A 21,209-nucleotide genomic window follows, 5' to 3' on the forward strand; every position below is an offset into this window, starting at 1 on the left:
CTTGTCAGTCATGGCTTACAGCGATTCCACCTTCAATTTAACCGGACAGCAGTGACCAAACATGCAAAAAATGGCGCGCCAATGGTCGGATACACGTCACTCAGGCCACAGAGATGCCCTCTCTTCGACGGCGAAGCCATATCAGCATTCGTCCTCGATATCGTCCTGAAGCGCCAATTCGTAATCCTGCCCGCCATAGAACACGCCGATGATGGAAACTTGCCGTGCATCCACGTCAAATGCGATGACCGTCCGCCCCTTGTAATTGGTGATGCGCAAACCTGGACGAATATCGTCGCGCTTGGCCCCACGCAATGGGAAAGTATCGAGCGTCTCGCAGTAGGTGATGATGGCATTGACGTAGCGCGCGGCAATACCGGGCGAAGCGACTGCAGCAATGTAGCGATAAAGCTCGGCCAATTGATCTTCCGCTTCCGGCGAGAAGACCACGCGATACTTCATTTCACCTTGCGGGCAACGGCCTTGCGCTTATGCTCGGCGGCAATCCGCGCCCGTACCTCATCGGGACTGACCGCCCGGGAAGGGTCTGCTTTCAGTGCATCATAGGCTGGACCAACCTGGTCATGCAGCCATTGTTCCATGGCACGTTCCCGCGCCATAAGCGCCCGGAGTCCATCACGGAATACTTCGCTTTCCGTGGCATAGACGCCCGTGGCAACCATCGATTTCACCATCCCCGCCATTTCATTCGGCAGGGTGATACTGAATTGCTGGGTTGTACGCATGTCGGCCTCCATGAGGTTGGTAGGATTTAATCCTACACATTGCCATCCCCCATTTCAACCTCGCCGCAGCCGCACAATCGCCGCGACTCCATGGGTGCGGGCTGACATTGCCTTAGAGCACGGCGGCCGAGAATCCCCCGATGACGGTGCGCGCCCAATCGGTCCAAGGGCAAAAGCCAGGCGATGCAGGGGAGAATGGCGGGGCGCAAACGAAAAACCCGCAAGGCCTTGAAGGCTTGCGGGTTTTCGATGAAACGTTGGCGGAGTGGACGGGACTCGAACCCGCGACCCCCGGCGTGACAGGCCGGTATTCTAACCAACTGAACTACCACTCCGCGTTGGAAGGCGCGCATTGTGCCACAGGCAACCCGACCGCGCAATGAATTGTCGCGGAAATTTCATGCCGCGCTCCATACGCTGCCGATTACGCTGAATGCGGCGGCGATCGCCGGCTCCTTGCGGCGCGTGCGCAGACACAGGAATCCGAGCTCGGCCGGCACCTCCACGCGATCCGCAATCACGATTCCACCGGCATGTGCGGCGCGCAGGGCAATGCTGTCGCGCGCCAGCGAAAGCCCGACGCCGGACTTGACCAGGTCGAGCATCGAGGGTTCGAGATCGACCTGGGCGACGATGCGCGGACTGGCGCCGGCCTCCCTGAAAACGCCGGCGAGCAGCCGATGATGGACCGAATCCGTGGGCGTGCCGATCCAGGGCAGTTGCGCCAGCGCCTTCCAGTCCTTGCCGCGCACCCGCTCCTGCCAGCCCGGCGGCGCGATGACGCGGTAACTGAATCCGGTCAGGCGCAACACGTCGAATGCGGCATCCACGTCGCCCATGCCCGGCTGGCCGAGCGTGTAGGCAACGTCGAGCCGCTTGGCCGCCACCTCGCGCCGCACCGCGCCCGACATGCCGTGGGCAAGATCGGTGCTGAGGCCGGGGTGGTACTCGACCAGGCGCTTGAGGAAGGGCCCCAGGCGCAGGAACTCGGGATCGACGATGGTGCCGATGCGCAGCCGGCCGCCGATCTGGCCGCTGATCCCCGCCGCCAGGCTGACCAGTTCGCTCGACGCCTCCAGCGCGCGCTGCGCAGCCGGCAGCAACTGCTCGCCGGAACGGGTCAGGCGCATGCCGCGCGGCGTGCGCTCGAACAACACCAGGCCGAGTTGTTCGTGCAGCTTCTTCAATTGCAGCGACAGTGCCGGCTGGGACAGGTGCAGGTGCTGCGCGGTGCGCGTGAGATTGCCCTCGCGTGCCAAGGTGACGAAAGTGCGGATCAGATTGAAGTCCATGCCTGGATATTAGCGCCGCAAATATCGCGCGCAAGCATTTCTCATTGGATTTCGTCCCGTCATCGCGCTCTAATGACGAGTTCCAATCCCCCATCCCGATCAAGAGACCGCCATGAACCTCCAATTCATCAATGCCGCCGACCTGATCGGCCACTGGATCAATGGCCACGCCGATGCCGGCGCCGGCACCCGCGTCGGCGAGGTGTTCAATCCAGCCGAGGGCCGCGTCGCGCGCCAGGTCTCGCTGGCAACCCGGGCCGACGTCGACCGCGCCGTGGCCGCCGCCCGCGCCGCCTTCGCCGACTGGGGCTCCGCGGCGCCGCAGCGCCGCGCCCGGGTCTTGTTCAAGTTCCGCGACCTGGTCGACAAGTACTCGACCGACATCGCCAAGCTGCTCAGTGCGGAGCATGGCAAGACCCTGCCCGATGCGCTGGGCGAGGTGCAGCGCGGACTCGAAGTCATCGAATTCGCCTGCGGCATTCCGCAACTGCTCAAGGGCCAGCATTCGCATGGCATCGGCGGCGGCATCGACCACTGGAGCCAGCGCATGCCGCTGGGCGTCGCCGCGGGCATCACGCCCTTCAACTTCCCCTTCATGGTGCCGATGTGGATGGCGCCGATGGCCCTGGCCTGCGGCAACACCTTCATCTTGAAACCTTCCGAGCGCGACCCGTCGCCCTCGCTGTTCGCCGCCGAACTGCTGCGCGAGGCAGGACTGCCGGCCGGCGCCTTCAACGTCATACAGGGCGACAAGGAAGCGGTCGACGCGCTGCTCGAACATCCTGATGTTGCGGCGGTGTCCTTCGTCGGCTCGACGCCGATCGCCAAATACATCCAGGCCCACGGCATTGCCCACGGCAAGCGCGTGCAGGCGCTGGGCGGGGCGAAGAACCACATGGTGGTGATGCCCGACGCCGACCTCGACGGTGCTGCCGATGCGCTGATTGGCGCCGCCTACGGCTCCGCCGGCGAACGCTGCATGGCGATCTCGGTCGCCGTGGCGGTCGGCAGTTGCGCCGACGAACTGGTGGCGCGCGTGCTCGAACGCGCGAGGAAGCTGAAAGTTGGTGCTGGCGATGCGGCGAACGTCGAAATGGGGCCGCTGGTGACCGGCGTGCATCGCGACAAGGTGGCCGGCTACATCGCCGCCGGCGTGCAGGAAGGCGCGAAACTGGTGCTCGACGGCCGCCAGGGGCTGACCGGCGAGCTGGCAGAAGGTTTCTTCATCAACCCGACGCTGTTCGACAACGTCACGCCGGCAATGAGCATCTACCAGGAGGAAATCTTCGGCCCGGTGCTGTGCGTGGTGCGCGTACCGACCTTCGCCGCGGCGGTCGAGCTGATCAACCGCCACAGCTTCGCCAACGGCGTCGCCTGCTTCACGCGCGACGGCGGCACGGCGCAGGCCTTCATCCAGAAGATCGAGGTCGGCATGGTCGGCATCAACGTGCCGATCCCAGTGCCCATGGCCTGGCATTCCTTCGGCGGCTGGAAGGCGAGCCTGTTCGGCGACCACCACATCTACGGCGAGGAAGGCGTGCGCTTCTACACGCGCTACAAGGCCATCATGCAACGCTGGCCGGGTTCGGAATCGAAGGGTCCCGAGTTCGTGATGCCGGTGAACAAATGACGCAGAAAACCAAACTTCCGGCCACAGAGAATACAGAGGGCACAGAGATAAAGCTCACTGCCACGGCATCCGATCATTCTCGCGTGGGCCAACCGGAGTATCGCGGACCACGGGGTTTCTCCGTGATCTCTGTGCCCTCTGTGGCTAATAGGTTTTCCCGGCCATGAAAGACTTTGGCGAATTCGACTACGTCATCGCCGGCGGCGGCACGGCCGGCTGCGTGCTGGCCAACCGCCTCTCGGCCGATCCCGACGTCACGGTGCTGCTGCTCGAAGCCGGGGGGCCGGACGACTGGATCTGGATCCACATCCCGATCGGCTACCTGAAGTGCATCAATAATCCGCGCACCGACTGGTGCTACAAGACCGAGGCCGAGCCGGGCCTCAACGGCCGCTCGATCATCTACGCCCGCGGCAAGGTGCTGGGCGGCTGCTCGTCGATCAACGGCATGCTCTACCTGCGAGGCCAGGACCGCGACTACGACGAATGGGCGCAGATCACAGGGGATGCGCGCTGGAACTGGAACAGCGTGCTGCCGGTGTTCAAGCACAGCGAAGACCACTGGGCCGGCGCCGACACAATGCACGGCGACAAGGGCGAGTGGCGCGTCGAGAAGCAGCGCCTGCACTGGGACATCCTCGACCGCTACACCGAAGCGGCCAAGCAAGCCGGCATCCCCTTCAAGCAGGACTACAACCGCGGCGACAATTTCGGCATCGGCCACTTCGAGGTAAACCAGAAGAAGGGCGTGCGCTGGAATGCCTCGAAGGCCATGCTGCGCCCGGTGCGGCACCGGCCCAACCTCAAGGTCGTCACCGGCGCGCTGATCGACAAGCTGGTCATGGCGGGCAAGGAGGCGCGCGGCGTCGAGTTCAGCCTGAACGATGTGCCGCACAAGGTCACGGCGCGCATCGAGACGGTGCTGACGGCCGGCGCGATCGGCTCGCCGACCATTCTGCAGCGTTCCGGCATAGGCCCCGCCGCAATGCTGAAAAGCCGCGGCGTGCCATTGCTGCATGAGCTGCCGGGCGTCGGCGGCAACCTGCAGGACCACCTGCAACTGCGCATGATCTTCAAGGTGCAGGGCATCACCACGCTCAACCAGCGTGCCAACAGCCTGTGGGGCAAGGCGATGATGGGTTTGGAGTACGCACTGTTCCGCTCGGGTCCCTTGTCGATGGCCCCGAGTCAGCTTGGCGGCTTCTTCCACTCCTCGCCCGATGTGGCCACGCCCGACCTCGAATTTCATGTCCAGCCGCTGTCGCTGGAAAAGTTCGGCGACCCGCTGCATCCGTTCCCGGCCTTCACCGCGAGTGTATGCAACCTGCGTCCGACTTCGCGCGGCGTGGTGCATATCCGCGACCGCAATCCGGCGACGGCGCCGGTCATCGCACCGAACTACCTGTCGACCGAGAACGACCGCCTGGTCGCCGCGCGCGCCCTGCGCCTGACGCGCCGCGTGGTCGAGCAGCCGGCCATGGCGCCCTACCGGCCGCAGGAGCACCAGCCCGGCGCGCAGGTGCAGAGCGACGAGCAACTGGCGAAGGCCGCCGGCGACATCGGCACCACGATCTTCCACCCGACCTGCACCTGCGCCATGGGCCGGGCCGACGACCCGAACGCGGTGGTCGATTCCGAGCTGCGCGTGCGCGGCATTGGGCGCCTGCGCGTGGTCGACGCCTCGATCATGCCGACCATCACCTCGGGCAACACCAACGCGCCGACGGTGATGATCGCTGAACGCGGCGCCGAACTGATCCGCGCCGCGCGGAAGGCTTAGGGCGGACCGTAGGGCGGACTTCAGTCCGCCATCAACTCTTGGCCGACTGAAGTCGGCCCTACAAAACCCTACAAGACCTGCAGTCGTGCCGATACAAACCATGCCCAACACCATGATCGACTATCACAACGGCATCTATGCCTTCGATGCCGGCTACGTCCGCCCGCTGCTGGCCGCCATCCACCTGATCGAGAGCGAGGGCCGCGCCGCCTTCGTCGATACCGCCAACTTCGAGGTCATGCCGCAGGCGCTGGCGGCCCTTGCCGCGCGCGGCCTGGGGCCGGAAAGCGTCGACTACGTGATCCTGACCCACATCCATCTCGACCACGCCGGCGGCGCCGGCGTGATGATGGAAGCCTTCCCCAACGCCAAGCTCGTCGTCCATCCGCGCGGCGCGCGGCACATGATCGAGCCGAGCAAACTGATGGCCGGCGTCGAGGGCGTCTATGGCCAGGAGCGGGCGCGGCGCATGTACGGCAAACTGATCCCGATCGCGGCCGAACGCATCATCGAAGCCCACGACAACACGGTACTGAAACTCGGCTCGCGCGAACTGCTCTGCATCGACGCACCGGGCCATGCCCGCCACCACATAGCGATCGTCGACCGCCAGACCAGCGGCATCTTCACCGGCGACACCTTCGGCATTTCCTACCGCGAACTCGATGTCTCTGGCCGCCCGCTGATCTTCCCCTCCTCGACGCCGATCCAGTTCGACCCCGACGAAATGCGCACCTCCATCCTGCGCATACTGTCCTTCAATCCCGAAGCCGTCTATCTGACCCACTTCAGCCGCCTGGCGCCGCCCGCCGAACTGGGCCGCAAAGTGCTCGGGCTGCTCGACCAGTACGTCGCGATTGCGCTGGCGGCCAGCGAGGACGAAGACAAGACGGCCCGCATCCGCGAGAACCTGACCACGCTCCTGCTCAAGAAAGCCCATGCCCACGGCTGCCGCCTCAGCGATGCGGAGATACTCGACATCTGGCACCTTGACCTGGAGCTTAACGCTCAGGGTCTGGCCTACTGGCTGGAAGTCCAGGAAACCGCCTGACCGCCGCACCGGGGTGTCCGTTGGTCCCACACCGACGGGCGGGCGGCCGCATGTTCTCGGCAATGTAGCGACAAACAGCTGCGGCGTTTTGTCGCAGCGCAGCATGGAAACCTGCGCCGACACTGCGATTTCTTGTCCTACGTCAATTACCCGACACCCCCCGTCGGGCTATCTTCGCCCCCACTAGTTTCCGTAAGTTCGATTCCACCGCGCGCTGCAGCGCCAACCGTTAGAGGGCAGAACCATGGCGAATAACAATGACGACGACGATGTTCCATTCATGCAGAAATTGCTGGACAACCACTTCCTGCTCCTGTTTCTGGGGGTAGCGTCTCCCGGTGTCATCTACATCCTGTGGGGCATCATCGACATCATGAGTGTCCCCCTCGCCAAGTAAGCAATCCAGTCAATCAGGGAGAATCATATGAGTGCAATCCTGCCGCCTTCAGAGCGGTTGTGGTGGAAAACCCCGATTTCCGGGCAAGAATGGGCCTGGATCGGTATCGCCTTCGTCTGGGCCATGATCATGTTCACCATGATGGTCTATTGGCACATCAACGGTAAGCAGAACCTCTCGAACGAGGTCTACAAGACCACCACCGAGATGTTCACGGCCAAGACGGAAGCCTTCGTCAAGGAAAATACCATTCGTACCGAGACGGAGCAGAACATCCCGGTGGTCAAGCCCAACGCCAAGGGCGAAGCCTTCCTGCTGGCCCGTCTCTGGGCCTGGTATCCGATCCTGGAACTCGAAGCGGGCAAGACCTACAAGATCCACCTGTCGTCCGTCGACTACAACCACGGCTTCTCGCTGCAGCCGACCAACATCAATATCCAGGTGATTCCCGGCTATGAGCATGTGGTCAAGATGACGCCGACCAAGGCCGGCACCTACGCCATCGTCTGCAACGAATACTGCGGCATCGGGCACCACACGATGCTTGGCCGTATTTACGTGAAATAAGGGGATACACAGATGGCAACTACTTACCGTACCTGTCCGCGCACCGGGCTGCAGTTCGACCTCGATGCCGACAAACTGATGCGCTGGAACGCCGTTGCCGGCGTGCTCTGGCTGCTGGTGGGCGGCATCACCGCCCTCTTGGTGATCCTGACCCGCTGGCCGGCGATCAAGCTGCTGCCGGCGGACCAGTTCTACCTGATCCTGACCGCGCACGGCATCGACATGCTGATCCTGTGGATCATCTTCTTCGAAATGGCGGTGCTCTACTTTGCCTCATCGACCCTGCTGCGCTGCCGAATTGCCACGCCATGGCTGGGCTGGGTGCAGTTCTGGCTCATGGTCGTCGGCGGCATCATGACCAACGTCGCCATCTTCCAGGGCGAGTCGAGCGTGATGTTCACCTCCTACGTGCCGATGCAGGCCGCGCCGCACTTCTACCTGGGCATCATCCTGTTTGCGGTGGGTGCGCTGATCGGCTGCGGCGTGTTCTTCGGTACCCTGGTGGTCGCCAAGCGCGAGAAGACCTACACCGGCTCACTGCCGCTGGTCACCTTCGGCGCCATGACGGCAGCGATCATCGCGGTCTTCACCATCGCCTCCGGCGCCGCGATCCTGATCCCGACTTTCCTCTGGTCGGTGGGCATCATCAAGGAAATCGACGCGCAGCTGTACCGCATGGTCTGGTGGGCACTGGGTCACTCCTCGCAGCAGATCAACGTTGCCGCACACGTCTCGATCTGGTATCTGGTCGCTGCCGTGGCCTTCGGCGCCAAGCCGCTGTCCGAGAAAGTCTCGCGCTTCGCCTTCCTGCTCTACATCCTGTTCCTGCAACTGGCCAGCGCGCACCACCTGCTGTCCGACCCGGGCATGAGCGCCGAATGGAAGGTGCTGAACACCTCCTACTTCATGTACTTCGCGGTACTCGCGTCGATGATTCACGGCTTCACGGTTCCGGGTGCGATCGAAGCGGCACAGCGCAAGAAGGGCTTCAACAACGGCCTGTTCGAATGGCTGCGCAAGGCGCCCTGGGGCAACCCGGTGTTCTCCGGCATGTTCATTTCCCTGGTCGGCTTCGGCTTCATCGGCGGCATCTCCGGCGTGGTGCTGGGCACCGAGCAGATCAACATGCTGATGCACAACACCTTCTACGTGCCGGGCCACTTCCATGCCACGGTCGTCGTCGGTACCACGCTGGCCTTCATGGCGGTCACCTACCTGCTGGTGCCGACCCTGTTCAAGCGCGAAATGATTTTCCCCAAGCTGTGCCAGATCCAGCCCTACCTCTACGGCCTCAGCATGATCGTGCTGTCGCTGGTGATGATGGGCGCCGGCACCCTGGGCGTATCGCGCCGCCACTGGGACATGGCCTTCTCCGGAGCGCCGTTCCAGTATGAATGGCCGGGCTCGGCCTACCTGATGATGGGTCTCACCGGCATCTTCGGCGTCATCGCGGTCATCGGCGGCGGCCTGTGGATCCTGCTGGTGGTGGGTTCCCTGCTGTTCGGCAAGAAGCTCGACGGTGGTGCGGCCCATGACAAGCCGGTGCCGATCCCCGACCAGACCGTGGCGGCTGCCGCTTCCCACACCGGCAGCGAAGAACACGTCAAGGTTCCCGGTACGGTGGTGCTGGCCATCACGTTGCTGACTTGCTTCGTGCTCTACTACTTCGTGAACTGGAAGTACCTGTCCGAAGTCTGGGGCCTCAGCTGAAAACGGGCTGATCAACGGCTGAACAGGCTCCCCGCACTGCGGTGCGGGGACCTGCCTGAATCGGCCCTGGAACCCAGGACCGATTCAAGCAGGTTACGATACAAAATAAACACTACGCCACCACCCCGCGAACACACCTATGGAATCGACGCTGCCTACTGCCAAATCCCCGGGCCTTTCCTTGCGTGCCATCGCCGGAGTGTTCAAGCTGCGAATCGGCGTGGTCATCACCTTCACCGCACTCGCCGGACTTTCGGTCAGCAGCGGCCCCGGCCTGAGTCTGGCGCAACTCATCATACTGACGCTCGCCGTGCTGGTTTCCTCGGCCAGCGCCGGCGCCTTCAACCAGTATTACGAACACGACACCGATCCGCTGATGTCGCGCACGAAGAACCGTCCCTTCGCCACCGGCGAGGTCAAGCACGGCCCGCTCTGGCTGGTAGTCATCTTCGGCCTGATGGCGCTGTCGGTGGCCGCCGCATGGCTGGCGCTGAACGCCTGGTCCGCGCTGTTCACCTTCCTCGGCGCCTTCTTTTACGCCATTGTCTATACGGTCTGGCTCAAGCGCCGCACCTGGCTGAATATCGTGTTCGGCGGCCTGGCCGGCAGTTGGGCGGTGCTGGCCGGCGCGACCGCCGCCGATCCTCATGTCGGCGCCGTACCCCTGGCGCTGGCCTTCGTGCTCTTCCTGTGGACGCCGCCGCACTTCTGGAGCCTGGCGATTGCCTACCGCGACGACTATGCCGCGGCCGGCGTGCCGATGCTGCCCGTGGTGGTCGGCGACCAGCGCGCGGCCAAGGCGATATTCGGCAGCACCCTGCTGCTGGTGGCGGCCTCGCTGTTGCCGCTGGCCTTCGGCCTCGGCGCCATCTACTTCGCCGGGGCGGCAATCGGCGGCTTCCTGTTCATCCAGAAGGCCTGGCGCCTGGTGCAGAACACCAATCGCGAAACGGCCATGACCTGCTTCCATGCCTCGCTGGCCCAGCTGACGCTGGTGCTCACTGCGGCGATCATCGACGCCCGCTTCTAGTCGGCAGGTAGTTCCCGTGATCCGTCATCTTGTTCATGCCGCACTCGCGGCAGCTTTTGTCATTGGCGCAAGTTGCGTCCACGCCGCCGACAAGGTGCCTGAGCCCAAGCTTGCCCAGCAGCCCCAAGGTGCGCGCACTGGTCTGGTGCTCACCACGCTCGACGCACAGTCGGCGCTGGAGCGATCGCAAAGCGTGATTGGCCAGCCCGTCGGCGACCATGTCCTGCTCGATCGACAGGAACGCCCGACCCCGCTGGCCAAGTACCGCGGCAAGCCGCTGCTGGTGAATTTCATTTACACCGCCTGCTTCCAAGTCTGTCCCACCACCACCAAGAACCTGCAAAAGGCCGTGCAGAACACCATCGCCGTACTCGGCACCGATCGCTTCAACATCGTCAGCATCGGCTTCAACCAGCCCTTCGATTCGCCGCAGGCGATGAAGGCCTTCGCCACCCAGTACGGCATCCATCTGCCCAACTGGGAATTCCTCAGCCCGGCACCGGCCATCGTCGACGAACTTACGCAGAATTTCGGCTTCAGCTATATCGCCACCACCGCCGGCTTCGATCACCTGAACCAGGTCACTCTGGTCGATGCCGAGGGCAAGATCGTCCGTCAGATCTATGGCGAAACCTTTACCGCCGCAGACCTGGCGGAACCGCTCAAGGCGATGATCACCGGCGCGCCGATCCCGGCGCAGACCAGCACCCTCGGCGAGATTGCCGACCGCATCCGGATCCTGTGTTCGGTGTATGACCCGGTCACGGGCAGGTACCGCACCAACTACGCGCTCTATTTCGAGATCGCCGGCTTCATCAGTTTCACCTTCTTCATGGGCTGGGTGGGCTGGAGCTTCATGCGCAAGCAGCGCAAGGACGGGATTCAATCCGGTTGATTCGAGTCAAGTCGAAAAGCTTCCGACTTGAATATCATCAACCGCTAATAGTCGACCGTAGTCAACCGGCACCGACGTTACGGACCCCCACGAGCATGCATGCAGTTCTGCGCAGCAATGCGCAATCCCTCTTCGAAAGCATCGAGAATCTGTTCGATGGCTTCTTCGGCGGCGCCGACAATCCCTTGCGCCATCTCGGCGCCCTCGGCCTGTATTTTCTCTGGATCCTGGTCGCCACCGGGCTCTACATGTACACCGTGCTGGATACCAGCATCGACGGCGTGTACAACTCGATCGGCTGGCTGTCGCGCGAACAGTGGTATCTGGGTGGCATACTGCGCAGCATGCATCGCTACGCCGCCGATGCCTTTGTGCTGGTCATGATGCTGCATCTGCTGCGCGAGTGGGCCTACGGCCGTTACCATGGCTTTCGCCTGTATTCGTGGGTCACCGGCGTACCGCTGGTCTGGTTTGCCTATATCGCGGCCATCGGCGGCTACTGGATCGTCTGGGATAGGCTGGCGCAGTTTTCGGCCGTCGCCAGCACGGAACTGCTCGACTGGCTGCCGATCTTCAGCTCACCGGCGGCGCGCAACTTTCTCGCCCCCGATTCGATCAACGACCGCTTCTTCACCGTGCTGATCTTCATCCACATCGGCGTGCCGCTGATGCTGATTCTCGGCCTCTGGGCCCATGTCAATCGCATCAGCCACGTCGATTACCTGCCTTCGCGCAGGCAGATGTCAGTCGTCATGGCCGGCTTTCTGGCGCTGGCCCTGATCAAGCCGGCACTCTCCGATGCGCCGGCCAATCTGGCACTGGCGCCAACCGACTTGCGCCTCGACTGGTTCATCCTGTTCATCCATCCGCTGACCGACATCAGCTCGCCGGCAGTCGTGTGGACCCTGATATTCGGCGCCACGATCCTGCTCTTTGCCCTGCCCTTTCTGCCCCATCCAAAGGCACAGCCAATCGCCGTGGTCGATGCGGCCAACTGCAACGGCTGCAGCCGCTGCCACGCCGACTGCCCCTACGAAGCCGTCACCATGGCGCCGCATCCCGACAAGCCGGCGCACCAGATTGCCGTCGTCGATCCCGACCTGTGTGCCGCCTGCGGCATCTGCGCCGGATCATGTCCCTCATCGACGCCCTTCCGCAGCCAGGAAAAGCTGGTGACGGGCATCGACATGCCGCAGCAGCCGGTCGATGTCCTGCGCCGGCAGCTCGAAGCCCGGCTGGCGCAACTGCAGGGCAGAACCCGGCTGGTGGTCTTCGGCTGCGACAAGGGCGCCGACGTAAGCCGTCTCGCCAGCGCCGACACTGCCGCCATCAGCCTGCTGTGTACCGGCATGCTGCCACCGTCCTTCGTCGAATATGCGCTGCGCAGCGGCGCCGATGGCATCGTCATTACCGGCTGCCGCGACGGCGGTTGCGATTTCCGCCTCGGCATGCAATGGACACAGGAACGCCTTGCCCGCAGCCGCGAACCGCATCTGCGCGGCCTGGTGCCGCAGGAACTGCTGCAAGTGGTTCATGCCTCGCGCAGCGAGGACAAACGGCTCGCCGCCGCGGTCGATGAATTCAGGACCCGACTCGAAACCCAAGCACTCGCCAGCAGCAAACCGCCCGCTTATTCCCGGAGAACCAGATGACGACCTTCCCCCCAGCCCCCTTCCGATGGACGGGGGTGACGAAAGTTCGCGGGCAATGCCCGCTCCGTGTAACTGGCTGTTCCTTCTTGGGACGGCCCTGCGAAGGAACTCACCATGGCTAAACCCGTCGCCATTGCCGGCCAGATCATCCTCTACGGCGCCTTTGCCGCTTTCATCGGCTACTTCTCCACGGCGCCCACCTACAAGCAGATAGCGGACGACGTGGCCCTGGTCAAGCTGTCGATGAGCCACCTCGGCGGACGCGAGTGCCGCAAGCGCACGCCCGAGGAACTGGCCAAGCTGCCGCCCAACATGCGCGCGCCGCTGGACTGCCCGCGCGGGCGTTCCGACATCAAGCTGGTGCTGGAACTCGACGGCAAGCCGATGTTCGAAACCGTGATGCATCCCACGGGGCTTTCCCGCGACGGCGTGTCCACGGTCTACAAGCGCTTCGAAGTCAAGGCGGGCACCTACCAGCTGGCGGTGAAAATGAACGACAACCTGATCAATCCCGGCTTCAATTTCGTCAAGGAAGCGAAGGTCACGCTAAAGCCGGCGCAAGTGCTGGTGATCGACTTCAATCCGGACAAGGGCGGCCTGTTCTTCCAGCAGGGCACTGCGGAAAAACTCTGAGCACAACCCACCGAACCTCCATCCTCTTGCGCGGATACAGACCATGCTGACTCTCCTCCAAAAACTCGTGCGCTGGTTCTTCATGCGCGCGGAGAACCTGTTCAACGTCGCCTTCGGCGAGAAGCTGAACCCCTTCTACCACTTGGGCACCATCAGCTTCTGGCAATTCTGGCTGCTGATCGGCACCGGCGTCTATCTCTACATATTCGCCGATACCGCAGTGCATGACGCCTACGAATCGGTCGAGCGCATCACCCACGAGCAGTGGTGGGCCGGCGGCATCATGCGCAGCGTGCATCGCTATGCCACCGACGGCATGATCCTGACCATGCTGCTGCACATGCTGCGGCACTTCGCCTACGACCGCTACCGCGGCTTCCGCTGGTTCTCCTGGGCCACCGGCGTGGCGCTGATCTGGCTGGTGTATATCTCCGGCCTCAACGGCTTCATGCTGGTGTGGGACAAGCTGGCGCAGTTCGTGGTCATCGCCACCGCCGAATGGTTCGATGCGCTGCCGATGTTCAACGGCACCTTGATCCGCAATTTCATCTACCAGGACAACGTCACCAGCCGGCTATTCACCCTGCTCGCCTTCATCCACCTCGGCGCGCCGCTGATCGCCGGGGTCATCGCCTGGGTACACGTACAGCGCGTGCCGCGCGCCCATGTCAACCCGCCGCGTGCGATCGCCATCGCCTTCACCCTGATGTTCGTCGTGCTGGCGCTGGTCAAACCGGTGGTCAGCCAGGGCGGCGAAGCCGACATGCTGGTGGTGCCGACCAACATTGGCTTCGACTGGTTCCAGATGCCGGTGCTGGCGCTGGTCTATGTCGTCAATCCGCTCTACCTCTGGTTCGGCATCGTCGGCTTGTCGCTGCTGCTGTTCCTTGCGCCGTGGCTGCCGCCCAAGCGCATGGGCGCGGCAAAGGCCGAAGCGACGGTGACCTTCCGCCCCGACCACCGGGCAGTCGCCATCCGCTTCGACGAAACCCTGCTCGATGCCGGCCTGCGCCAGGAAATCAACCTGCCCTACGAATGCCGCAACGGCGGCTGCGGCCAGTGCAAGTGCACCGTGCTCTCCGGCAATGTCGATCCCGGGCTGTATCAGCCGAGCGCGCTGTCGGCCGAGGAACTCGCCGCCGGCAAGGTGCTGCTGTGCTGCGCCACGGCCTTGGGCGACGTCGAGATCGAATACGAAGCGGCCGCCGCAGCGACGACCATCCGCCAATACACCGCCCACGTGGCGAAGCTGGAAAAGCTGACCCACGACGTGATGCGCGTTCTGCTCAAGTTGCCGGAAGGCCAGCAGATTTCCTTCAGGGCCGGCCAGTACATCAACATAATCCTCGACGACGACCAGCGCCGCGCCTTCTCCTTCGCCAATCCGCCGCGGCAGTCCGACCTGATCGAACTGCAGATCCGCCTGATGCCCGGCGGCCGCTACACCACCCACGTCTTCGAGCAGATGAGGGAGGGCGACGCGGTCAGCTTCGAAGGCCCGCTGGGCGATTTCTCGCTGCGCGAATCCGCGCGCCCGATCGTCTTCGTCGCCGGCGCCACCGGCTTCGCACCGGTCAAGAGCATGGTCGAGGACGCCTTCCAGCGCGGCCTCAAGCGCCAGATCTACCTCTACTGGGGCGTGCGCCAGCTGGCCGACCTCTACCTGCCCGAACTGCCGCAAAGTTGGGCGCGCGAGCACCACAACTTCCACTTCATCCCGGTGATCTCCGATGCCGCGCCGGGCGACCACTGGACCGGTCGCACCGGCCTGGTACATGAAGCCATCCTGGAAGATTTCCCCGACCTCAAGGGCCACGAAATCTATGCCTGCGGCTCGGTGAAAATGGTCGAAGCGATCTTCCCGACGCTGAAGAACCGGGGCGCCGAGGAGGGCATGTGCTTCTCCGATGCCTTCACCATCTCGGCCCGCTCGATGGCCTTGCAACCGAAATAGCGGGCTGCGGTTCAGGCCGGGGTCGGACTGGGGATCAGCGTCAGCAGGTCGGTGACCCCGACATCGGCGCCGGCCTGGGAAAGCAGCGTGGTCGCCTGGCCCCGATGGTGGGTCTGATGGTTGAAGAAATGCATCACCAGACTGAAGAAGTTCCGGCGCGCGGCCACGCCCTTGGTGTTGGCATAACTCAGCACGTGATCCAGGTCGCGCTCGCCTATCGAGCGCGACCATTCGATGATGGTCCGGTCGAGCATTTTTCTGTGCTGCGCGAGGCCGGCTATGTCCGCGAAAAGCGGCTGATCGAGGCTGGCCGGGGCCGGCAGCTCGCGTATCGCCCTCAGCGCCGGAAAATTGACCGGGTGGCCGGCGAAGCGCTGCAGCCAGATCGTGTCGCCGACCGCCAGATGGTTCAGCGTGCCGAGTATGGAGCCGAAGAAGGCCTTCCTATCGACCGCCAGTTCCTCGCCGGACAAGCCCATGGCCGCCTCGTACAGCCTCGCATTCATCCATTCGTTGTAAGTCGCCATCAGGCGGATGTGATCGCTGCGACTCATTGCGTTTCTCCCACAAGGCATAGCGTTTGAGGCGACCGCCGGGCCGACGGCATTGCGCCAGCCCGTTTATTCGTCATCGTCCGGCAGAGCATATTCGCCGCGATTGAATGCGGCAATGACTTCCCGCGCCTCGACGACATGAAGCGCCGGCACCAGCAGCCTGGCGCCGCCGAGAGCGACGGCCCAAAGCGAATTCGTCTGCACCAGTTCCGCGTCGGCGACCAGCGCCGGAACGCCGGCCATCTTCAGACAGGAACACAGCACGTAGGCGTCGGTCGGATTGAGAAAGCGCGCGACGATCTCGTAGTCGCCGGCGTACTCGGCATCCTCCGGCCCGGATAGTTCCGGCAGCGGCAGGTCGAGGCCGCGGCGCTTGATTTCCTCGCCGGCAAGGGCCGCCGCGGTGTCGGTCAGCGTTTTCGAAGCATAGCGGGAGAGCAGTTCCTCGTCGGTCAACTGGCGGAACAGGGCGACCATGTCGGCGTAGTCGGCGTTCATGGTTGCGCCAGATGCTTGCTGACGACCGGCGGCAGCTTTCCGGGCGACTTGATGCGCAGCTGCTTGTTGACGTTGAACCTGCCGAACACGACTCGAATGTCATTGGCTGTCACGCCGAACTCCTCCGCCAGGAAGCGCACCATGTGATCGGTCGCCCTGCCCGCCACCGGCGCGGCGGTGACGCTGACCTTGAGCTGATCGCCCTTAACCTTGCCGATCGTATCCCGCTTCGCGCCGGGCTGACCCAGGATATTGAGCACCAGGGTTTCACCATCCCAGGCACAGAATGAATCTATCGCCGATCCCTCGCGCGTCGCCCCGGCTGCGCCATGCCTTGATTTCTTCATCCTGGGATTGGCGCTTCAGAGTTCCCGAGATTCAAGTTCAGGGGCGCCACGCAGCTTCATCGCGCAGCGTCCGGTGGAATGATGCGATAGCGTGACGGCGTCACATGGAAGTTGCCCTCCTTCTTGAGCACCGCCAGACGGGCCGCAAAGTCTTTACGGTAGTTTGGACCAAGCCAGACGGGATTTGAGACGATGCCATCACACACGAAGCGACCGCTATACTCAACCAAGCCTGTTCGGAACGAAACTCCAGAGCCACCAAGAATGTCTCGAAGCCTATTGGTCAGACCCAGCACCGCGTAAGCCGCTTTGCCGGTGGGTTCCAAAAAAACAGAATAGGTCTTGGTGTCACGAAGGTATGCCCATTGCTTGAGCTGGAGAGACTTGATTGCGTTGACAACGTCAGGAGGCACCGGACTCCCCCTATCCTCAAGCCTTGATGCAGCCGACTCAATAAGTGATGGAGTAGCGATGGTCAGGTCGCGGGCAGCCGCCAACATCTTCAACAATTCCAGACCAGCCTCGCCGTTCGATAGTCGATGCACTTCGGCTAACAATGATGAATAGCCATGGATGAATGCTTCCGCTGCACGTGGGGCGATGACCATGGAACCTACACGCGACGTAGAGCTAACCGGCGCTGCGCGGCTTTGCGCGCAGCGCCCGTGTGGACTGCCGGGCTATGCCGCGATTTCGATGTACTCAACTTGACTGGACGGTAAGGGGATCAGGCTTCCATCTTCTCGCAAACCGTCGATATGAAACTCGATGGCTTCACGAATTTCCGCCTCGACCTGCTCAATGCTTGCACCTGTTGCGATACACCCCGGTAAGTCGGGGACATAGGCAGAGTAATTTGATTCGGCTTTTTCAATTACGATGGCGTAACGCATAGTGACCTCACTTCTTCAAACCGGACTGCTTCATGATGCTGTTCAAAGTCCCGGGAGCAACATCGTCGCTTGGCTTGCCCGGCACCGTAACCCGGCCAGGCTTCACGGGATGTTTGTACTGTCGATGGCTGCCTCGCGTCGCTACCAGAAACCAGCCATCAGCTTGAAGCATACGCAGAACTTCACCGATTTTCATCCGCGAAGAATATCAGCTTGTCCACTTGCCAACAATGCGCGCCGATAGCGAACGGCACAACGAATTCACCGGCCCGCTCGGCTTTATCGCGAAGCGCCCGGTACACCGAAGGGTTGGACCGTTTTCCAACGATAGTTGATAAGTTCATTCAGATTGCTGCCTTCGAAGCATAGGCGTTCGGCATCTTTGAACCGATCACACATGCCGGTCCAAATGGTGTCGTCGTCCGAAAAGCGGAAAAGTAGGAAGACAAGGATGTTGTATGCACGGTAAAGGGCGAACCAGTCACCTGTCTCGAATGGACGGAGCCAGACCTTCACTCCAATGTCGAAGGGCTTGGTGTCCCCAAATATCTGGTCAAAATCCGTGTCATCGGTCGCGCCTGTGTATGGAATGGCCAATACTCTCCAGCGAACTGGCGCGTGTGCCAAATGTCTGGACACTAACAGAGCGGCGGCGCTTTTCGTGAGCACCGCCAATGCGGTAAATAGTGCGTCGCGAACCGGATTAGTCTTTGGTTTCTCTGCAAAGAATTCCGGCCTAGAGAATTCGGCAATCGTCTTATCGCGCACATCGATGAACTTGAAGAAGGCCAGGTCTCGATGGGTGAAATCACGTAGGCATTCGGAATTGAGCGCAAGCATGACGATCGAGGGGTCACTCTTGTGCTGAAATTTTCTTACGCATTCTGGGTCGTACAAGATGGAAATCAACGTCAATGCCTTACGGCAGTGGGTTTCTGGGCCGAACTCGTTGTTGCAGGGCTCGTGGGTTGGCAGATAACCACCGTAGTCAAAGCCTTTGACTTTCGGCTGCTGGCGGGCAATGAGTTGCTGGGGTACGGCATGGTCGTCGCTGACAACATCGCCTTCGGCGATTTCTTTTCCACAGAGGTAACACCGAGATGCCATGGGCCTAAGCGATCTAACGAATGTGCAGAAGAACTGGAAAACAAGCCATCAATGCGGCCGCATAAGAAATCCGGCTTCGCGCTATCCCGATCATCAGCAACTTACTCATTTTTCGTGGAACCCAATAATTCGACTGCGTACCGGCGCAGTGCTGTTGCTAGGACACCAGAAACACCTACGACGCCTAAATTAAACGATTCACGCGGCATTCTGGCACGAGTAGACGCCGCCGTCGCCGTACCACCAGCGCCAACTTTCACGGCCTCGCCGCCAATGCTTCTAAAATCGGCGCTCCATCTCATTCAGGAAAGAGAGCCATCATGATCCGTAACGGTCTATTGCTTGCGGCGGGGCTGGCCCTGGCCGGCAGCGCCCACGCCGGAAAATTCAAGCTCGGCAGCGACGACATCAAGGCCGCGGCGCCGATCGCCGAGGAGCAGGTGTTCCAGGGTTTCGGCTGCGCCGGCAAGAACATCTCGCCCGCCTTGAAATGGTCCGGCGCGCCGAAGGGCACCAAGAGCTTCGCCCTGCTGGTGCATGACCCCGACGCGCCGACCGGCGGCGCCGGCTGGTGGCACTGGGTGGTGACCAACATTCCGGCCGATGCCACGGAACTGCCCAAGGGCGCGGGCAAGGCCGACGGCTCAGGCCTGCCCAAGGGTGCGGCGCAGATCGCCACCGACTTCGGCGGCCCCGGCTGGGGCGGCCCCTGCCCGCCGGTCGGCGACAAGCCGCATCGCTATAACTTCACGCTGCACGCGCTCAAGGTGGACAAGCTCGAACTGCCTGCCGGGGCGACGGCTTCGCTGGCCGGCTTCATGATCAATGCCAATTCCATCGGCAAAGCGACGCTGACCGGCAAGTACGGCCGCAAGAAGTAGGCCGCAGGAAAGAGGTCGCAGGAAGGAAGTCGCAGCGGGGCCGGCGCACGCGACGCCGGCCCGGCGTTTTTCAGCGCTTGCGCGGCAGCATCAGCTTGAGGCAGACCAGCACGAACATGATGCCGCCGATCACGGCGATCAGGCCGCCGAGGCCCATCATGCCCATGCCGATTTTCTGCGGCAACGTAGTCAGGGCCTGCTCGGCGCCGGCCACCTTGCGCTGCACGCCGTAGCCGCCCGACCAGGCCAGGCCGAGGATGTGGATCAGTTGCCCGCCGCCATAGACATAGGGTTGCCAGCGCGCCATGCGGCCTTCGACTTCGCCGAAGCCGAGTTGCGGCAGCAGCACGTAGGCCAGTCCCATGAAGGCCAGCGTCACGCCCACGGTGGAGCCGTGATAGTGCGCGGGGATCACCACGTTCACGCCCTGGATCATGTAGGCCAGTACACCGCCCACCGCGAACAGCGAGAAGGAGGCGATGAAGGCCGACTTGGCCGCATGCGCCGGCATGCGGCGCGTGGCCCACACGGCGAGGAAGCCGACCAGGATCAGCGGCGCCATGTAGGGATGGCCCCAGATCATCAGTTTGGCGAAGAGTTCCATGTGCGGCAGTTCGCCGGCCGGGATCGTGAAGTAGATCGCCGGCACCACCAGCAGCGGCAGTGCGGCGATCCAGAACATGGCGGAGAGCGCGCGCGCGGAGACAGACAGCCCACCCCCCGGCCCCCGCCCCGAGGGCGGGGGTGACGGATGTTCGCCGCTGCGCGGCTCCGCGTCGTTGGCTTGCCCCGCCTTGGGGCGGCCCGGCGGCGGGGCAGCCGAAGGCCGCCTGAGATGGTCGGCAATCCATAGCCAGGCCACCACCATCAGCAGCGCATGCTGGAACTGCAGGGTATGGCCGCCGCCCCAGAACAGCACTTCGAAATAAATCTTCTCCTCGATCCGCGGCACCACCACCCAGGACCAGACGAAGGCCGCCAGCGCAAGGAAGGCCGCCACCGCGCCGAGGAAGGCCCCGCTTTGCAGCGGCGCACCGAGGAAGGGGCGCGGCCAGGTGGTGAGCAGCGCGCGCAGCACGGCCAGGCCGAAACCCGCCGCGCAAATCCACAGCGAGGCGTAGAAGTACTTTTGCTGCAACACCGGAATGTAGTTGTTGAGCACCGGATCGGCGCCCGGCAGGAAGGGCGAGACGGTCATCAGCGCGGTGCCCGCTGCCGCCAGCGCGAAGCCGCTCCAGCCCAGCCAGGCAAAGCCATCGCGGCCCAGCGCGCTCCAGATCACCGCGGCAAAGGCCATGAACCATATCGCCACCGAGAGGTCCACATGAACCACCAGCGCGGCGCGGAAAAAGTCCTTCAGCGGGAATACGTCCTGGATTCCCGGCGTGCGCGAGAGCACCAGCAAAATGGCCAGCAGACCGGAACCGATGAGCGCCATCAGCCCCAGCCACAACCATGCCCTGGCAAGGGCTTTTGACGCCTCGCCGGAAATTGCGACATTATGCGAATTCACTATTACCCCGCGAAAAGAATGAAAGTATACGGCAAGGCCGGATGGTACACTGATCGCCCTCCTGACACTCCCGCATCGC

The 21,209-nt window shown here is 62.9% G+C and carries 23 protein-coding genes and 1 tRNA gene; 12 read left to right on the plus strand and 12 right to left on the minus strand.

Annotated features, from left to right (window positions below):
* Window positions 1-141: 141 nt before the first annotated feature.
* The 4 genes from RMO95_RS17140 to RMO95_RS17155 form a co-directional block, all read right to left on the minus strand.
* Window positions 142-462 (minus strand): type II toxin-antitoxin system RelE/ParE family toxin, encoded by a 321-nt coding sequence (locus tag RMO95_RS17140; protein WP_310451870.1) that lies wholly within the window; start codon window positions 460-462, stop codon window positions 142-144.
* On the minus strand, window positions 459-746 hold the full coding sequence (locus tag RMO95_RS17145; protein WP_310451871.1) for a type II toxin-antitoxin system ParD family antitoxin: 288 nt from the start codon (window positions 744-746) through the stop codon (window positions 459-461). Before RMO95_RS17145 ends, RMO95_RS17140 begins: the two co-directional genes overlap by 4 nt.
* Before the next feature lie 258 nt (window positions 747-1,004).
* Window positions 1,005-1,081, minus strand: a tRNA-Asp gene (locus RMO95_RS17150).
* 63 nt (window positions 1,082-1,144) lie between these two features.
* Complete coding sequence (locus RMO95_RS17155) at window positions 1,145-2,038, minus strand: LysR family transcriptional regulator (protein ID WP_310451872.1); 894 nt, start codon at window positions 2,036-2,038, stop codon at window positions 1,145-1,147.
* Between the two features lie 112 nt (window positions 2,039-2,150).
* On the opposite strand from RMO95_RS17155, the gene RMO95_RS17160 reads away from it, so the two are divergent.
* From RMO95_RS17160 to RMO95_RS17210, 11 genes are all read left to right on the plus strand, one after another.
* Window positions 2,151-3,668 (plus strand): CoA-acylating methylmalonate-semialdehyde dehydrogenase, encoded by a 1,518-nt coding sequence (locus RMO95_RS17160; protein ID WP_310451873.1) that lies wholly within the window; start codon window positions 2,151-2,153, stop codon window positions 3,666-3,668.
* Between the two features lie 163 nt (window positions 3,669-3,831).
* Window positions 3,832-5,448: a GMC family oxidoreductase gene (locus RMO95_RS17165; protein ID WP_310451874.1), complete on the plus strand. Its 1,617-nt coding sequence runs from the start codon at window positions 3,832-3,834 to the stop codon at window positions 5,446-5,448.
* 100 nt (window positions 5,449-5,548) lie between these two features.
* Window positions 5,549-6,499, plus strand: coding sequence for an MBL fold metallo-hydrolase (locus tag RMO95_RS17170; RefSeq protein WP_310451875.1), 951 nt, complete (start codon window positions 5,549-5,551; stop codon window positions 6,497-6,499).
* A 244-nt stretch (window positions 6,500-6,743) separates the two neighbouring features.
* Entirely contained in the window at window positions 6,744-6,896 is a 153-nt protein-coding gene (locus RMO95_RS17175; RefSeq protein ID WP_310451876.1) for a hypothetical protein, read from the plus strand.
* A gap of 27 nt (window positions 6,897-6,923) precedes the next feature.
* On the plus strand, window positions 6,924-7,463 hold the full coding sequence (locus tag RMO95_RS17180; protein WP_310451877.1) for a hypothetical protein: 540 nt from the start codon (window positions 6,924-6,926) through the stop codon (window positions 7,461-7,463).
* A 12-nt stretch (window positions 7,464-7,475) separates the two neighbouring features.
* The gene (locus tag RMO95_RS17185) at window positions 7,476-9,173 is read left to right on the plus strand and encodes a cbb3-type cytochrome c oxidase subunit I (RefSeq protein WP_310451878.1); all 1,698 of its coding nucleotides are present in this window, start codon (window positions 7,476-7,478) and stop codon (window positions 9,171-9,173) included.
* A gap of 139 nt (window positions 9,174-9,312) precedes the next feature.
* Entirely contained in the window at window positions 9,313-10,203 is an 891-nt protein-coding gene (gene cyoE / locus RMO95_RS17190; protein WP_310451879.1) for a heme o synthase, read from the plus strand.
* A gap of 16 nt (window positions 10,204-10,219) precedes the next feature.
* On the plus strand, window positions 10,220-11,098 hold the full coding sequence (locus RMO95_RS17195) for an SCO family protein (protein ID WP_310451880.1): 879 nt from the start codon (window positions 10,220-10,222) through the stop codon (window positions 11,096-11,098).
* A gap of 95 nt (window positions 11,099-11,193) precedes the next feature.
* A complete protein-coding gene (locus RMO95_RS17200; RefSeq protein ID WP_310451881.1) occupies window positions 11,194-12,750 on the plus strand; it encodes a hydrogenase iron-sulfur subunit in 1,557 nt (518 codons plus the stop codon).
* Between the two features lie 114 nt (window positions 12,751-12,864).
* Window positions 12,865-13,383 carry a hypothetical protein gene (locus RMO95_RS17205; RefSeq protein WP_310451883.1) on the plus strand — a complete coding sequence of 173 codons (519 nt, stop codon included), beginning with the start codon at window positions 12,865-12,867 and terminating at the stop codon, window positions 13,381-13,383.
* Window positions 13,384-13,426: 43 nt separating this feature from the next.
* Complete coding sequence (locus RMO95_RS17210; RefSeq protein ID WP_310451884.1) at window positions 13,427-15,337, plus strand: 2Fe-2S iron-sulfur cluster-binding protein; 1,911 nt, start codon at window positions 13,427-13,429, stop codon at window positions 15,335-15,337.
* Between the two features lie 11 nt (window positions 15,338-15,348).
* Here RMO95_RS17210 and RMO95_RS17215 read toward each other — a convergent pair whose 3' ends face one another.
* From RMO95_RS17215 to RMO95_RS17245, 7 genes are all read right to left on the minus strand, one after another.
* Window positions 15,349-15,891 carry a DinB family protein gene (locus RMO95_RS17215; RefSeq protein WP_310451885.1) on the minus strand — a complete coding sequence of 181 codons (543 nt, stop codon included), beginning with the start codon at window positions 15,889-15,891 and terminating at the stop codon, window positions 15,349-15,351.
* Window positions 15,892-15,957: 66 nt separating this feature from the next.
* Complete coding sequence (locus RMO95_RS17220) at window positions 15,958-16,389, minus strand: hypothetical protein (protein WP_310451886.1); 432 nt, start codon at window positions 16,387-16,389, stop codon at window positions 15,958-15,960.
* A complete protein-coding gene (locus RMO95_RS17225) occupies window positions 16,386-16,649 on the minus strand; it encodes a DUF167 family protein (protein WP_310451887.1) in 264 nt (87 codons plus the stop codon). The genes RMO95_RS17220 and RMO95_RS17225 overlap by 4 nt, the downstream gene beginning before the upstream one ends.
* Before the next feature lie 143 nt (window positions 16,650-16,792).
* Entirely contained in the window at window positions 16,793-17,344 is a 552-nt protein-coding gene (locus RMO95_RS17230; protein ID WP_310451888.1) for a hypothetical protein, read from the minus strand.
* A gap of 72 nt (window positions 17,345-17,416) precedes the next feature.
* Window positions 17,417-17,629, minus strand: a complete 213-nt coding sequence (locus tag RMO95_RS17235) for a type II toxin-antitoxin system HicB family antitoxin (RefSeq protein ID WP_310451889.1) — start codon at window positions 17,627-17,629, stop codon at window positions 17,417-17,419.
* Between the two features lie 7 nt (window positions 17,630-17,636).
* On the minus strand, window positions 17,637-17,825 hold the full coding sequence (locus tag RMO95_RS17240; RefSeq protein WP_310451890.1) for a type II toxin-antitoxin system HicA family toxin: 189 nt from the start codon (window positions 17,823-17,825) through the stop codon (window positions 17,637-17,639).
* Between the two features lie 83 nt (window positions 17,826-17,908).
* Complete coding sequence (locus RMO95_RS17245) at window positions 17,909-18,736, minus strand: hypothetical protein (RefSeq protein WP_310451891.1); 828 nt, start codon at window positions 18,734-18,736, stop codon at window positions 17,909-17,911.
* 320 nt (window positions 18,737-19,056) lie between these two features.
* Between RMO95_RS17245 and RMO95_RS17250 the strand changes: the two genes are divergently transcribed.
* Entirely contained in the window at window positions 19,057-19,617 is a 561-nt protein-coding gene (locus RMO95_RS17250; RefSeq protein WP_310451892.1) for a YbhB/YbcL family Raf kinase inhibitor-like protein, read from the plus strand.
* A 70-nt stretch (window positions 19,618-19,687) separates the two neighbouring features.
* Here RMO95_RS17250 and RMO95_RS17255 read toward each other — a convergent pair whose 3' ends face one another.
* Window positions 19,688-21,055 (minus strand): hypothetical protein, encoded by a 1,368-nt coding sequence (locus RMO95_RS17255; RefSeq protein ID WP_310451893.1) that lies wholly within the window; start codon window positions 21,053-21,055, stop codon window positions 19,688-19,690.
* Window positions 21,056-21,209: the final 154 nt, after the last annotated feature.

The sequence above is a fragment of the Sulfuritalea sp. genome (genome assembly GCF_031426875.1).
Lineage (GTDB): Bacteria > Pseudomonadota > Gammaproteobacteria > Burkholderiales > Rhodocyclaceae > Sulfuritalea.

Bases quoted from the DNA above. Each gene is read 5' to 3' on its own strand.
- RMO95_RS17140 (WP_310451870.1), bottom strand. From the start codon at position 462: ATGAAGTATCGCGTGGTCTTCTCGCCGGAAGCGGAAGATCAATTGGCC.
- RMO95_RS17145 (WP_310451871.1), bottom strand. From the start codon at position 746: ATGCGTACAACCCAGCAATTCAGTATCACCCTGCCGAATGAAATGGCG.
- RMO95_RS17155 (WP_310451872.1), bottom strand. From the start codon at position 2,038: ATGGACTTCAATCTGATCCGCACTTTCGTCACCTTGGCACGCGAGGGC.
- RMO95_RS17160 (WP_310451873.1), top strand. From the start codon at position 2,151: ATGAACCTCCAATTCATCAATGCCGCCGACCTGATCGGCCACTGGATC.
- RMO95_RS17165 (WP_310451874.1), top strand. From the start codon at position 3,832: ATGAAAGACTTTGGCGAATTCGACTACGTCATCGCCGGCGGCGGCACG.
- RMO95_RS17170 (WP_310451875.1), top strand. From the start codon at position 5,549: ATGCCCAACACCATGATCGACTATCACAACGGCATCTATGCCTTCGAT.
- RMO95_RS17175 (WP_310451876.1), top strand. From the start codon at position 6,744: ATGGCGAATAACAATGACGACGACGATGTTCCATTCATGCAGAAATTG.
- RMO95_RS17180 (WP_310451877.1), top strand. From the start codon at position 6,924: ATGAGTGCAATCCTGCCGCCTTCAGAGCGGTTGTGGTGGAAAACCCCG.
- RMO95_RS17185 (WP_310451878.1), top strand. From the start codon at position 7,476: ATGGCAACTACTTACCGTACCTGTCCGCGCACCGGGCTGCAGTTCGAC.
- cyoE (WP_310451879.1), top strand. From the start codon at position 9,313: ATGGAATCGACGCTGCCTACTGCCAAATCCCCGGGCCTTTCCTTGCGT.
- RMO95_RS17200 (WP_310451881.1), top strand. From the start codon at position 11,194: ATGCATGCAGTTCTGCGCAGCAATGCGCAATCCCTCTTCGAAAGCATC.
- RMO95_RS17205 (WP_310451883.1), top strand. From the start codon at position 12,865: ATGGCTAAACCCGTCGCCATTGCCGGCCAGATCATCCTCTACGGCGCC.
- RMO95_RS17210 (WP_310451884.1), top strand. From the start codon at position 13,427: ATGCTGACTCTCCTCCAAAAACTCGTGCGCTGGTTCTTCATGCGCGCG.
- RMO95_RS17215 (WP_310451885.1), bottom strand. From the start codon at position 15,891: ATGAGTCGCAGCGATCACATCCGCCTGATGGCGACTTACAACGAATGG.
- RMO95_RS17220 (WP_310451886.1), bottom strand. From the start codon at position 16,389: ATGAACGCCGACTACGCCGACATGGTCGCCCTGTTCCGCCAGTTGACC.
- RMO95_RS17230 (WP_310451888.1), bottom strand. From the start codon at position 17,344: ATGGTCATCGCCCCACGTGCAGCGGAAGCATTCATCCATGGCTATTCA.
- RMO95_RS17235 (WP_310451889.1), bottom strand. From the start codon at position 17,629: ATGCGTTACGCCATCGTAATTGAAAAAGCCGAATCAAATTACTCTGCC.
- RMO95_RS17240 (WP_310451890.1), bottom strand. From the start codon at position 17,825: ATGAAAATCGGTGAAGTTCTGCGTATGCTTCAAGCTGATGGCTGGTTT.
- RMO95_RS17245 (WP_310451891.1), bottom strand. From the start codon at position 18,736: ATGGCATCTCGGTGTTACCTCTGTGGAAAAGAAATCGCCGAAGGCGAT.
- RMO95_RS17250 (WP_310451892.1), top strand. From the start codon at position 19,057: ATGATCCGTAACGGTCTATTGCTTGCGGCGGGGCTGGCCCTGGCCGGC.
- RMO95_RS17255 (WP_310451893.1), bottom strand. From the start codon at position 21,055: ATGGCGCTCATCGGTTCCGGTCTGCTGGCCATTTTGCTGGTGCTCTCG.